The 13,039-nt window shown below is 40.5% G+C and carries 12 protein-coding genes; 2 read left to right on the top strand and 10 right to left on the bottom strand.

Annotation, left to right across the window (positions count from 1 at the left end; translation table 11 throughout):
* Nucleotides 1-10: 10 nt before the first annotated feature.
* The 3 genes from cgtA to rplU form a co-directional block, all read right to left on the bottom strand.
* Complete coding sequence (cgtA, locus tag ATS75_RS17270) at nucleotides 11-1,165, bottom strand: Obg family GTPase CgtA (RefSeq protein WP_058561667.1); 1,155 nt, start codon at nucleotides 1,163-1,165, stop codon at nucleotides 11-13.
* A gap of 154 nt (nucleotides 1,166-1,319) precedes the next feature.
* On the bottom strand, nucleotides 1,320-1,577 hold the full coding sequence (gene rpmA, locus ATS75_RS17265; protein WP_058561666.1) for a 50S ribosomal protein L27: 258 nt from the start codon (nucleotides 1,575-1,577) through the stop codon (nucleotides 1,320-1,322).
* 16 nt (nucleotides 1,578-1,593) lie between these two features.
* Nucleotides 1,594-1,905: a 50S ribosomal protein L21 gene (rplU, locus tag ATS75_RS17260; protein WP_004587921.1), complete on the bottom strand. Its 312-nt coding sequence runs from the start codon at nucleotides 1,903-1,905 to the stop codon at nucleotides 1,594-1,596.
* 410 nt (nucleotides 1,906-2,315) lie between these two features.
* Between rplU and ispB the strand changes: the two genes are divergently transcribed.
* Entirely contained in the window at nucleotides 2,316-3,287 is a 972-nt protein-coding gene (gene ispB, locus ATS75_RS17255; RefSeq protein ID WP_058561665.1) for an octaprenyl diphosphate synthase, read from the top strand.
* Between the two features lie 81 nt (nucleotides 3,288-3,368).
* On the opposite strand, the gene mdh is transcribed toward ispB, so the two are convergent.
* Nucleotides 3,369-4,304 (bottom strand): malate dehydrogenase, encoded by a 936-nt coding sequence (mdh, locus tag ATS75_RS17250; protein WP_058561664.1) that lies wholly within the window; start codon nucleotides 4,302-4,304, stop codon nucleotides 3,369-3,371.
* Nucleotides 4,305-4,757: 453 nt separating this feature from the next.
* Here mdh and argR point away from each other — a divergent pair, with 453 nt between their 5' ends.
* Nucleotides 4,758-5,225 (top strand): transcriptional regulator ArgR, encoded by a 468-nt coding sequence (argR, locus tag ATS75_RS17245; protein ID WP_006794541.1) that lies wholly within the window; start codon nucleotides 4,758-4,760, stop codon nucleotides 5,223-5,225.
* Between the two features lie 41 nt (nucleotides 5,226-5,266).
* On the opposite strand, the gene ATS75_RS17240 is transcribed toward argR, so the two are convergent.
* The 6 genes from ATS75_RS17240 to lpdA form a co-directional block, all read right to left on the bottom strand.
* On the bottom strand, nucleotides 5,267-6,166 hold the full coding sequence (locus tag ATS75_RS17240; RefSeq protein WP_058561663.1) for a Dyp-type peroxidase: 900 nt from the start codon (nucleotides 6,164-6,166) through the stop codon (nucleotides 5,267-5,269).
* 47 nt (nucleotides 6,167-6,213) lie between these two features.
* A complete protein-coding gene (locus tag ATS75_RS17235) occupies nucleotides 6,214-7,257 on the bottom strand; it encodes an ABC transporter ATP-binding protein (RefSeq protein WP_058561662.1) in 1,044 nt (347 codons plus the stop codon).
* The gene (locus tag ATS75_RS17230; RefSeq protein WP_058561661.1) at nucleotides 7,258-8,889 is read right to left on the bottom strand and encodes an ABC transporter permease; all 1,632 of its coding nucleotides are present in this window, start codon (nucleotides 8,887-8,889) and stop codon (nucleotides 7,258-7,260) included.
* Entirely contained in the window at nucleotides 8,889-9,893 is a 1,005-nt protein-coding gene (locus tag ATS75_RS17225) for a Fe(3+) ABC transporter substrate-binding protein (protein WP_058561660.1), read from the bottom strand. Before ATS75_RS17225 ends, ATS75_RS17230 begins: the two co-directional genes overlap by 1 nt.
* 804 nt (nucleotides 9,894-10,697) lie before the next feature.
* Nucleotides 10,698-11,387: a tRNA-uridine aminocarboxypropyltransferase gene (locus ATS75_RS17220; protein WP_235591202.1), complete on the bottom strand. Its 690-nt coding sequence runs from the start codon at nucleotides 11,385-11,387 to the stop codon at nucleotides 10,698-10,700.
* A 168-nt stretch (nucleotides 11,388-11,555) separates the two neighbouring features.
* Entirely contained in the window at nucleotides 11,556-12,983 is a 1,428-nt protein-coding gene (lpdA, locus tag ATS75_RS17215) for a dihydrolipoyl dehydrogenase (protein WP_058561658.1), read from the bottom strand.
* Nucleotides 12,984-13,039: the final 56 nt, after the last annotated feature.

Here is a 13,039-nt window from a genome sequence, read left to right as displayed (position 1 = left end):
CTATTTTGTATTAACGCTCATAGACAACTTCTACGTCGTAATCATCTTCGTCCCAATCTTCCCAGTCATCATCATCGGTATTTTTGGTTGCATCTTTATGATACGTATCCCACTTAAACTCGACTTCTTCATCTTCGATTGGAACAAACTTTTCTTTAGGCATACTATCAAGCAACGCCATAATATCATGGCAAAGTGCTTGCGTATTTTGCTTATTAACTGCTGAAATACGATAGATATTTGCCTCTTCGCCCAATTCTTCTGCAATTTGCTCACACAATGCTTGCGCTTCATCTTCTGGGAGTAGATCAATCTTATTAAATACTAACCAACGTGGCTTTTCAGCAAGCTTAGGACTGTACTGATGCAACTCGTTGATAATAGCAAACGCATTCTCTACAGGGCTCGAGCCATCCACAGGCATAATGTCGATAATGTGCAATAACACACGGCAGCGCTCAAGGTGCTTTAAGAAGCGAATACCTAAACCTGCGCCATCCGAAGCACCTTCAATTAGACCTGGTATATCAGCAATTACAAAAGACTTATTTGCATCAGGTCTCACAACACCCAAATTTGGAATAAGCGTTGTAAACGGGTAATCAGCAACTTTTGGCTTTGCAGCAGATACACTGCGAATAAAAGTAGACTTACCTGCATTTGGTAACCCAAGTAAACCAACATCAGCCAATAGCATGAGCTCAAGCTTAAGCATACGCACTTCACCTGGCGTGCCTAACGTTTTTTGACGAGGCGCACGGTTAGTACTTGATTTAAAACGTGCGTTTCCTAAGCCATGAAAACCACCTTTAGCAACCACTAAACGCTGACCATCCTGAGTTAAATCACCCAATGACTCTTGCGTATCAACATCAGTTACACGTGTGCCAACAGGCACTTTTATATAGAGGTCTTCACCTTTTTTACCCGTACAGTTACGGCTCTGGCCATTCGTTCCTCGCTCAGCACGATGAAAGCGCTCAAATTGATAATCAATTAAGGTATTTAAGTTTTCATCCGCTTGTAGATAAACACTGCCACCGTCACCACCATCGCCGCCATCAGGGCCACCATCCGGCACATATTTTTCACGACGGAAAGACACGATACCGCTGCCACCGTCACCAGCTTCTGCGCGAATTTCTACTTCATCTACAAACTTCATGATTACTCACTTTAGGATTGGCTTGTTAATAACTCTATTATATACCTAAGTGGCCTATTGAGCACACTATGCATAAAAACACTTGGGTATATAGTTTGATAGGCTTAAAACAAAAAACCCCGCAAAGGCGGGGTTTTTTAAGAACCGGCTCTGATTACTCAGATACGATGCTTACGTATTTACGGTTTAAAGGACCTTTTTGTTCAAACTGAACTTTACCATCTGCTTTTGCGAAGATAGTGTGGTCTTTACCGATACCTACGTTTGAGCCAGCGTGAAAACGAGTTCCACGTTGACGTACAATGATGCTACCCGCTAGAACTGATTCGCCACCAAAACGCTTAACACCTAGGCGTTTGCTTTCTGAATCGCGACCGTTACGAGTACTACCAGCTGCTTTTTTATGTGCCATTTCTAAGTACCTCTAATTAAGCGCTAATGCCAGTGATTTTAACTTCTGTGAACCATTGACGATGGCCCATTTGCTTACGAGAATGCTTACGGCGTCTAAATTTAACAACCTTAATTTTCTCACCGCGACCATGTGAAACAACCTCAGCTGTTACTTTACCACCGTTTACGAACGGTACACCGATCTCGATTTTCTCACCATCAGCAACTAAAAGTACTGAATCAAATTCAACTGCTGCACCAGTCTCAACGTCTAATTTCTCAAGACGAATTGTTTGACCTTCAGTCACACGGTGCTGTTTACCACCACTTTGGAAAACCGCGTACATAATTAACTCCGTCTGTGCGCCCTCAAATCGACGCAACTAAAATATTCTTCAATAGGGCGCGAAGTTTACGCTAATGTGCAAAAACTAGCAAGCCCGTTTTTTAATTAAATGAATAAAAAATAGCTGCATTGAGAGCAATTCAATATTTTCACCTATTTTATATTAAATTAGCGTTATGCCAAGTGCTTTTTTGTTCATGATGACAAATAAATTACATATGCTGTAAACGCATACAAAGAATAAAAAACAACCGTGTGAATCATCATTATTTTTAAGTTATCCCCTGTAATAAAGGTTAAATTAAGTACTTTAAACCTATTTTTTTAGCGAATTGTCACAAAATATCGAGCAAGCGCGTTTTTTGTTGTACAATCAGCACCGTATACCCATAAAAATTGGCTCGGAGATCAATGGATATAAAAGCTATCCAGGCGTTAATCGAAAACGATATGAATGACGTCAATCAACTTATTCACGCACAAATGCGCTCTGATGTGGCATTAGTCAATCAACTTGGCTTATATATAGTTAACAGCGGTGGCAAGCGAGTTCGCCCTATGTTGGCTATTTTAGCCGCTAAAGCGCTTGGCTATAAAGGGTGCGATCATATTACACTGGCAACCATTGTGGAGTTTATTCATACAGCTACATTGCTCCATGATGACGTAGTAGATGAATCTAACTTACGCCGCGGCACACCCACTGCAAATGCTGAGTTTGGCAATGCAGCAAGCGTGCTTGTCGGTGACTTTATCTACACGCGTTCTTTTCAACTGATGGTTGGCATTGGCAAAATGCAAGTAATGCAAATACTTGCAGATGCAACAAACGTTATTGCTGAAGGTGAGGTGTTGCAATTGATGAATTGCAATGATCCAGATACAACTGAAGCTAGTTATATGCAGGTAATTTACTCCAAAACAGCTAAGTTATTTGAAGCTGCAACAGGTCTCGCAGCTGTTATCACAGAGCAAAACGAAACAACGCTAAAAGCACTTAATTTATATGGTATGCACTTAGGCACCGCGTTTCAGCTAGTCGATGATGTGCTTGATTATAATGCTGACGCTGACCAACTTGGTAAAAATATTGGTGATGACTTAGCTGAAGGCAAACCTACATTACCTTTAATCTATGCTATGCAAAAAGGTGATGAGCAGCAAGTTCAACTTATTCGCGACGCGATAGAGCACAGCAATGGTATGGAGCATTTAGAAGCTATCTTAAGCGCTCTTCGTGAAACAAACGCACTAGAGTTTACAATGAACAAAGCTGACGAAGAAGCTGATAAAGCCATTGCGTGTTTATCTGTATTACCGGACTCGCCTTATAAAGAAGCATTAGTCAGCCTGGCCAGAATTGCAGTTGAGCGAAATCACTAAAATAAATTTACTTCGAGCATAAAAAAGCCTGCATTAGCAGGCTTTTTTATTACCGCCAACTACTTGGCAGTAATAGCAAGATTATGCGTTGATGAAATCAACACCTTCTTGGATATCTTTCTTAAGTGTATCAAGCATGTCATTTTTTGCCTGCTCTTCAAATGCACTTAGTTCACCGTAAGAAAGAATCTCTTCAACGCCGTTTTTGCCTAAACGCACTGGGTGAGCAAAATATTCAGCATCGCCACTTTCAACAGCAACATATGCATAATCAATAACGTCTTCACCTTGTAAGCCTTTAACTAAAGACATACAAAAACGTGCAGCAGCCGCACCCATTGATAATGTAGCTGAACCACCACCTGCCTTTGCATTTACTACTTCAGTACCTGCATTTTGGATACGTGGAGTTAGTGCCGCCACTTCTTCATCAGTGAAAGTCACACCTTCAACTTGAGAAAGTAAAGGTAAGATAGTTGTGCCTGAGTGACCACCAATAACGGGTACTTTTACAGTTGCAACATCAACACCTTTAAGTTCAGCAACAAACGCTTCTGAACGAATTACATCAAGTGTCGTGATACCAAAAACACGCTTAGCATCGTAAGTGCCTGCTTTTTTGAATACTTCAGCAACAATTGGAACTGTACCGTTAACTGGGTTAGTGATAATACCCACTAATGCTTTAGGGCAGTTAGCAACAATACCTTCAGCTAATGTTTTAATAATACCAGCATTTACGTTGAATAAATCAGCACGATCCATACCAGGCTTGCGTGGCATACCAGCTGGAATAAGTACAATGTCACAACCAGTTAGTGCTTGATCAAGTGCATCAGCACCAAAGCCTGCTACTTTAACATCTGTTGGGATGTGAGAAAGGTCAACAGCAACACCAGGAACAACTGGGGCAACATCATAAAGTGATAATTCAGAACCTGCTGGTAAACCCGTTTTTAGTAATAAAGACAAAGCTTGACCGATACCGCCTGCAGCACCTAATACAGCAACTTTCATTGGAATTCTCCGTAATTTAAGGTAGAAAATATTTGTGGCACTAAGATAAAGAAATTAACGCCTAAAAACAAATTTATCCTGCTTATTTTGCGTATAATTTCGACCATAGTTGTAAATAAGTTAAGCTAAAGATAATAAGGTGAGTGATTAGCTTCATAAATCAGCATTAATTAATGCAAGCCTGCAACTCTTCAAGCTGCACATTTTTGGCTTTTACAGCAATATTGCTTATTCATAGCAAAATAAACACGCGACATATATTATGGCTTGCCTAAAAGCCGCGCTAAGTATCGAATAAATCAACCTCAAAATATAGTGATACACTTTGGACCATCTATTGTTTTAAGCCATACTTATGGTGCTCACTCATCAAGCAAAACGAATCAACTACTGCATAAATATTCATTTTTGTGTAAACTTTGCGTTATCACATAATAAAAGCAGACCACACACATGCAACCACAAGATAAGCAAGAAGCGTTAGTTAAAGCCTTTAAATCACTTTTAAAAGAAGAAAATTTTGGCTCTCAAGGTGAAATTGTCGACGCATTAAAAGAGCAAGGTTTTGATAACATAAGCCAAAGCAAGGTCTCGCGCATGTTAAGTAAATTTGGTGCCGTGCGCACTCGCAATGCTAAACAAGAGATGGTGTATTGTTTACCAGCCGAAATGGGCGTGCCAACAGCAAAAAGCCCGCTGCGACAACTAGTCATCGATATCATGCATAATGAAATGATGATTATCATACGTACAAGCCCCGGTGCTGCCCAGTTAATTGCCCGTTTACTGGATTCTTTAGGTAAAGCCGATGGCGTATTAGGAACAATTGCTGGTGACGACACTATTTTTATTGCGCCGGCTAAAATATCTGAAATAGACGTTACATTAGAACGAGTAAGAATACTGTTCGATACAGTGTAAAACGAGGCTCTCTTAGAATCTCTTATTTAAAGAAGGTTAGGCTATAACTGCTTTAAAAAGTTAACTGATGGGGCAAAAAATGCGGATCCCATATCCGCTTGGGTAAAGTCAAGCCAGTGATCATAACACTCTCCCTGCCCCAAACGGCTTTGAAGTATTTTTTCAAACATACTCCCATTCGCTGCACAATGTATTGCTAATATCCCCTGCTCATATACATCACCATACGGCATACTTTGATTCAATAACAAAGGGTGCCCTTGTTCGTCCTTGAGCTCCGTACGGATCGCATGACTCGTTTCAACAACAGGATCAAGTAACGTATTATCGAGGCGAGTTCGGCCCATAATTTGCTCTTGTTCATATAACGATAAGTGCTGCCAAACAGTCAGATCATGCTTATAACGTTGAACATGTATGTAACTTCCCTGATCTTCAAAATTACCAGGTTTATGAACTAGCGCAGTAGTGCGCTTTTGGCGCCCATGAGGTGTATCACCACCAAGTATAAAGCCATTAAAGTCACGGCCATCTAAAAACCTAAAATTACGTACTTGTTCAACTAACTCCACATCCGGTGAAAACAGTTTTAGAATCTGAAGCGCAAATAAGTGATTTACATCCTCTCTGTCAGAACGGATTTGGACAAAAAGATCGAAGGGTTGTGCGGCCATAACATGATCATTATGGGTAATATGAGGAAAGCTTTGTAATTGACTAGGAATAAATTCAGGGAGTATATGAGGCCAATACTGTGCTCCCACAGCAACGAAGCTGGATAGCATTGACTCAGAAAACTGATCTGAGAACTCGTCTTGGATAATACTGACACGCTTTAGCTTTTTACGTAATGACTCGTCATGTCCATCAAATACATTAAAAAACAAATGCAAACCGTGTAAGTTTGCTTCAGCACAAATCCCTGATTGCGCTTGCGCCATGGTGATTCCTTAACTCTCGGTTATACACAGCATTACCACTTTAATCATTATTCAGCGAAAAAATTTACCGTGTGTGGTTTTATTTTTATTGTTACCTGTTCATTTATAGTAAATGATTGGCTTAATTCTGCAGCGACTTCAATTTCTTGACCACAAATCATCACTTTAAACACATTACATGAACCAATAAATCGTTGACTCAATATTGTCACAGCTTGACTATCGGGTTCTGATGTAGCAGATAGCACTAAATGATGTGGGCGAATATACAACACCCCTTCATCTAACTTATCGCTATGGGCTTGCAATGACTTTACGTGTCCAAAACAGGTTGAATATTCAGTTGCTGTTATTACTTTTGCGTCTAAGTATATGCCCTGACCGAGAAACTCTGCAACTACCTTTGAGTTTGGCATATTAAAAAGCTGCTCTGGTGAGCCTTGTTGAGCAATTTTTCCTTGATGCATAACAGCTAAGCTATCTGAAAATGCAAATGCCTCTTCCTTTGAATGGGTCACAAACACAGCTGAAACTTGCTGATTTTTTATTATACGACGTATGTCAGCAATCAACTCAAAACGCACTTGAGTATCAATGTTTGAAAAAGGCTCATCTAGTAACAATAAACTAGGTTTATACGCGAGCGCTCTAGCAATTGCGACACGCTGCTGTTGCCCACCAGATAATTGATGAGGAAAACGTGCTGCACAGCCCAGCAAATGAACTAACTCTAGCATTTCTGTAACACGTTCTTTCTTTTGTGCCTTGGTCATATTTGTAAGACCAAATGCAATATTATCGGCAACAGTCAAATGTGGGAATAATGCATAATCTTGGAACATCATACCTATATTACGATGCTCTGGTGCTAAAAACGAATGCTCATCTGACACCAATTTTGAATCAATGAACACCTTCCCTTGTTTAGCTTCAATAATGCCTGCAATAGCTTTAAGTGTCGTGGTTTTTCCACAGCCACTGGCACCAAGCAGGCAAACAATCTCATCTTTTGCGACTGTTAAGTTTAAGTGTTCAATCACTGAAGTACCGTTATATTGATAAGATAAATTATCTAAAACTAAACTACTCATTTAACTACGCTGCTCCATTGAGCGGTTAACAAAATACAAAGGCACTAATCCCACCAAAACAATACTAAGTGCTGAAATTGATGCGAGCTCTAACTGCTCATCACTCACGTATTGAAACACATGTGTTGCAAGCGTTTCAAAATTAAAAGGCCTAAGTAGCAATGCGGCAGGAAGCTCCTTCATACATTCGATAAAAACTAACAGCCCTGCGGTTAGAATACCACGGCGCAATAGGGGAATATGAACTTTTCTTAACGTTTGCCCTTGGCTTTTCCCCATTGATTGGCTTGCCATATCAAGCGAAGGGCTAATGCGCATAAAACTCGCCTCCACTGCACCATGCGCTATAGCATAAAATCGCACAACATAAGCAAAGGTTATCGCAAACAAAGTACCACTGAGCAGTAAACCAGGAGAAAACCCTAATGGCTCTAGCCAAACATTTAGACGATCATCAAGCATTGTTAAAGGTAACAGCACGGCTATCGCTAAAACAGTGCCCGGTAAAGCGTAACCGGTACTCGCTAATCGGCCAGGGATAAGTGGGTATTGTTGCTTTGCGATGCGTTGATAAAACACGACTAATAAACTTAATACAATGGTGATAATACACACTATGGCGGCGACCTTAAAACTTTGCCATGCGTATAAGAAAAAGGCATCACTCCATGCTTGTTCTACATACGAAAAGGCATAGTTTATAAGAACCGCAACAGGTAAAACAAAAGCAAAAAATAAAACTGCACTGCAAAATAGGGTTGCTAACCAGGCATAAACACCTTTTAAGCTATACAGTGTTTCGCTATTAACCCCTGATTGACGCTCAAACACGGCTTGTTCGCGCCGGCTAAAGCGCTCTAACATCAGTGCTAAAAACAATATTAATAGCATAATCCCCGATATTTTAGCCGCTGCTGTTAAGGAGTAATACCCCAGCCATGTATCATAAACTGCAGTAGTAAGTGTACTCACCGCAAAATAATTAACCGTGGCGAAATCAGCCATTGTCTCCATGCTAATTAACGCAAGACCGGCAACAATCGCACCACGCGCCAATGGCATACTCACACGGTAAAAACTTTTTAATGGGGATAAACCCATAATCTGACTTGCTTGAACTAACTTAAATGATTGTTCACGTAACGCTGTTTTAAAAATTAAAAAAAGATATGGGTAAAGCACGAGCGCAATCATGATAATCGCACCTGGTAAGGTTCTAATATCAAAAAACCAATAATCACTAGGTGACTGCCACCCAAACCAATCTCGCAGGGCAACTTGAATCGGCCCTGCATAATCAAATAAGTCAGTATATACATAGGCAATGATGTATGTAGGCATCGCGAGAGGCAACATTAATGCCCACTCAAAGTGTTTTCTACCGGGGAAGTCACAGTAAGCGGTAATCCACCCAAGAGGTAATGCTATGGCGCTACTTACTATACAAACACCCAGGATCAGCAATAACGTATTGCGTACATAATCCCACAACACTGTATTCCAAAGGTGGCTAAAAACATCTGAATCGCCTTGTAGCGATTCAAATAAAAGAAAGCATAGCGGAGTTACCAGCACAGCGCCGATAACCCACGCGAAGAACTGCCATCGAGACAGTGAAAATTTAAAACTCATTAAAGGTCGAACTTCACCTCATCAATCAACTTAAGCGCTAATGGACGATATTTGCTAATCTCATCCAGTGGTAAACTGTCTTCCTTAAAGTTACCCCAAGATGCGACTAAACTTGATAATTCCACACCTGGTTTAACCGGATATTCCATATTGACCGAGGCATACATATTTTGCGCCTTATTGTCGGTCATAAACTCGATGAGTTTCAAGGCATTTTCTGGATTTTTAGCGTATTTGGTCATTACCACGCCAGAAACATTAATATGTGAGCCACGATCATCTTGATTCGGAAAATTAATGTTAACAGCATCAGCCCATGATTGTTGAGCTGGGTCTTGTATCATTTTACCAAAGTAGTAGCTATTACCCAGAGCTAGATCACATAATCCCTCTTTCACCGCCTTAACCTGGGCGCGATCATTGCCTTGTGGCTTACGCGCCAAATTTGCTTTTACACCTTCTAGCCATTGCTTTGTGTGTGCTTCACCATGATGCGCTATCATAGAAGCTACAAGGCCTAAGTTATATGGGTGTTTACCAGAACGAGTACACAGCTTTCCTTTGTATTTTGGTAAAGCTAATTCTTCATAACTTAAATGTGCTTGAGTACCCATTCTTTCTTTTGATGAATAAACATTACGCACGCGCTTTGTTAATGCAATCCACTGCCCTTCATTATCACGAAACTTAGCAGGTACATTTTCATTAACCGCTTCACTTTTAATTGTTTGTGTTAAGTCAAGCTCATCTAATTGCACTAAATCACTGAAGTTTGAGGTTAAAACCAAATCTGCTCGACTGTGTTTGCCTTCTCGCTTTACGCGTTCAATAAGGCCTTTTTTAGCAAAAACGACATTGGTTTCAATGCCCGTTTGCTCAGTAAAATCATCCAAAATAGGTTGGATTAAAAATGGCTGACGAAAAGAATAAATATTTACAGCTTCATCAGCCAACGCTGGTGCTGTCACTGTAAGTCCAATCAAAACTGCTAATGTTTTTTTCATAAATCGCGCTCGCACAAATAGTAATTATTATCACTCAATAATACCTTTTAACTACTTAAAGTGCACCTAAAATCTAATTTGAGGGCATAAACAGAAGTTGGTTGTGAGATATCTCTTACGCTGTTGACAGCTATTGAGGATAAACATGACGAGTTACAGCGCTAAAAAAACATAAACCAATGATTAATATAAACTTATTACATAGCTACTGCAAACAATAGGGTTTTTAATGTCGTTTTTCGCCTATTTTGTTTGCATTAATTCTCTATACTTACTTCATCGGTTAAGCAGACAGCTCTGGTCAGTTTGCAACAGGGAATGATGACTCAACAATCGTTAATTAAGGTTTAGTTGGAAAGCTAGGAAACTCGGACAGGCTCAGGAAGAGTAGCACAAAGGATTGGTAAGAAATGGATAGCATCATGACGATGCGAAATGGACTAACAACAGGGCTCGAAAGAGAGTTGTTATACAGGAAGTAGTAAAAGCGGATAGATGGACAGGCCTTCAAGGCATCGCAATGGAACTGTTTAATAAAAGGATAGCATCAGGAAGATGCGTAAAGGACAGGTAATAGACGTTACCAAAATGGACGTATGGATACGACAGGATAAAGGCCCGGATAGCCTACATTACGCAGAACGAATAAGTAACAGCGTAATCACATGGATTAGTAAAAATTAGGAGTTGATTAAGTTCAATTGCAGGATGCAGAAAATTAGAAGATTCCGCAAGCGCGACTAGAGATAGTACGCGCATTTCTTTTGTCTGTTACTTAGCCTTCAAAATCATCTAATCTTTAGTTTACAGCGGTTGTCCCTTATTTCGTTTGCCCAATAAATAAGCATCACGAAACTTCATAAAATGGGTTTCTAATTTAGTTGCTGCATCACTTTCACCCGCTAAAGCCAATACCATAATTGCCACTTCTGCCGTGCCTAGTTGATGGGCATGCGGTGCAACGCGTAAGCGGTAATCGGAGAGTTTGTCAGCCGTGATAGACAGTACAGGTAAGCTATCAAGGTAAGGGCTTTTACGGATCATTTTTTTCGCTTCACGCCATGTGCCATCTAAAAAAATAAATAACGGACGTTTACTTTCACCGTGTGTCACCTCTGTAATAACACGAGAAGTATCTTCAACGTCAGTCGCGGGAAAAATAACCATAGGCTGATAGCGAGGATCGTTCAATAAAGCGAGCAAGTTAGGGTCCGGATCTGTTCGGTCCCAGCGAAAAGCATAATTATCAGGTACAATCTCAGCAATTAAGCGACCAGTATTAGAAGGTTTGAAGCTTTCATTATGATACATCAACATACAAACTGCGGCATCACATTGCGCTTGCTCAACACCGTCACAAATACAGTAATGCTTTGCAATCAAGCATTGCTCACAGCGGTCCATTTTACCCCCGCGAGCATTAAATTCGCGCCGAGATTCACTTACTTGCTGAGCGCGTAAGGTCAATACTGAGTTAGTAAAACGGTTAGTCACGTAAAAATACCTAAAAATTGATCGGCGCATAGTGTAGCTAAAATTAATAGAAATAGATATCTACTGATGCAAGGCGATCCCACGAACGCTCCACGTTAAGTTAGTGGTAATTAAAAAACAAAAAACCCAAGCCAAAGCTTGGGTTTTTAAACGGTTATCTAAAAGAAATTACTTCTTCTTTTTAACCGCTTTTTTGTTTGGTAAGTCAGTGATTGAACCTTCAAAAATTTCAGCTGCAAGGCCGATTGATTCGTTCAATGTTGGATGAGCATGAATGGTAAGCGCTAAGTCTTCGCCATCAGCGCCCATTTCAACAGCTAGACCGATTTCACCCAGCATTTCGCCAGCATTGATACCGATCATAGCGCCACCGATAATTCGGCCGCTTTCTTTATCAAAAATAAGCTTAGTTGAACCCTCAGTACGCGCAGATGCGATTGCACGACCAGATGCAGCCCACGGGAATACCGCAGTTTCAATGCTTAAGTTTTGCTCTTTTGCTTCTTTCTCAGTAACACCTACCCATGCGATTTCTGGGTCAGTATACGCAATTGAAGGAATGCATTTAGGGTCAAAGAAATGTTTTTGACCTGAAATAACTTCAGCAGCAACATGACCTTCATGAACCGCTTTGTGCGCAAGCATAGGTTGACCAACAATGTCACCAATTGCAAAAATGTGGTTAACGTTTGTTTTAAGTTGCTTATCAACATTGATAAAGCCGCGCTCATCAACATTAACGCCTGCTTTGTCAGCATCAAGCAATTTACCGTTTGGTGTACGACCAACAGCAACAAGTACTTTGTCATAACGTACTGGTTCAGCCGGTGCATTTTTGCCTTCAAACGTTACATATAAACCGTCTTCTTTTGCTTCAACGCCAGTTACTTTAGTAGACAGCATTACATTAAACTTGTCTTTAACGTAACGTTGGTAAATTTTGATAATGTCTTTATCAGCAGCTGGAACAAGTTGGTCAGCAAACTCAACAACATCAATATTTGAACCTAGCGCACGGTACACCGTACCCATTTCAAGACCTATGATACCACCACCTAATACAAGTAGTTTTTCTGGTACGTCTTTAAGCTCAAGCGCGCCAGTTGAATCAATAACACGGTCATCTTGTGGAATGAAAGGTAAGTTTACTGGTTGTGAACCTGCTGCAATAATAGCATTATCGAACGTGATCGTTGTTGCGCCATCAGCACCTTCCACTGCGATAGTGTTGCTGCCTGTGAATTTACCGTAACCGTAAACCACTTTAACTTTACGCATTTTAGCCATGCCATCAAGGCCGCCTGTTAACTGACCAATAACAGAGTCTTTCCAAGAGCGAACTTTGTCTAAGTCAATTTGTGGTGCGCCAAAAGTAACACCATGAGATGACATTTCCGCAGCATCATCAATGACTTTAGCTACGTGTAAAAGTGCTTTTGAAGGGATACAACCCACATTAAGACATACACCGCCTAATGTGTCGCGAGATTCTACTAATGTAACTTCTAAGCCCAAGTCAGCAGCACGGAAAGCCGCAGAATAACCACCAGGACCACCGCCTAGTACAACAACTTGAGTTTTTAATTCGTTGCTCATGCTATTACCTTAATTGTTTGAACGGGACACTGCCCTAAAGTTTAACTGCCAAGTTT

It is taken from the genome of Pseudoalteromonas sp. H105, from assembly GCF_001469215.1.
Classification (GTDB): Bacteria; Pseudomonadota; Gammaproteobacteria; order Enterobacterales; family Alteromonadaceae; genus Pseudoalteromonas.
The sequence above is the reverse complement of the archived record's forward strand: the minus strand, read 5'-3'. Positions and strand labels throughout refer to the sequence as shown.

What these genes read in the sequence shown, in the direction of transcription:
- cgtA (WP_058561667.1), bottom strand. Translation starts at nt 1,165, where the DNA reads ATGAAGTTTGTAGATGAAGTAGAAATTCGCGCAGAAGCTGGTGACGGT.
- rpmA (WP_058561666.1), bottom strand. Translation starts at nt 1,577, where the DNA reads ATGGCACATAAAAAAGCAGCTGGTAGTACTCGTAACGGTCGCGATTCA.
- rplU (WP_004587921.1), bottom strand. Translation starts at nt 1,905, where the DNA reads ATGTACGCGGTTTTCCAAAGTGGTGGTAAACAGCACCGTGTGACTGAA.
- ispB (WP_058561665.1), top strand. Translation starts at nt 2,316, where the DNA reads ATGGATATAAAAGCTATCCAGGCGTTAATCGAAAACGATATGAATGAC.
- mdh (WP_058561664.1), bottom strand. Translation starts at nt 4,304, where the DNA reads ATGAAAGTTGCTGTATTAGGTGCTGCAGGCGGTATCGGTCAAGCTTTG.
- argR (WP_006794541.1), top strand. Translation starts at nt 4,758, where the DNA reads ATGCAACCACAAGATAAGCAAGAAGCGTTAGTTAAAGCCTTTAAATCA.
- ATS75_RS17240 (WP_058561663.1), bottom strand. Translation starts at nt 6,166, where the DNA reads ATGGCGCAAGCGCAATCAGGGATTTGTGCTGAAGCAAACTTACACGGT.
- ATS75_RS17235 (WP_058561662.1), bottom strand. Translation starts at nt 7,257, where the DNA reads ATGAGTAGTTTAGTTTTAGATAATTTATCTTATCAATATAACGGTACT.
- ATS75_RS17230 (WP_058561661.1), bottom strand. Translation starts at nt 8,889, where the DNA reads ATGAGTTTTAAATTTTCACTGTCTCGATGGCAGTTCTTCGCGTGGGTT.
- ATS75_RS17225 (WP_058561660.1), bottom strand. Translation starts at nt 9,893, where the DNA reads ATGAAAAAAACATTAGCAGTTTTGATTGGACTTACAGTGACAGCACCA.
- lpdA (WP_058561658.1), bottom strand. Translation starts at nt 12,983, where the DNA reads ATGAGCAACGAATTAAAAACTCAAGTTGTTGTACTAGGCGGTGGTCCT.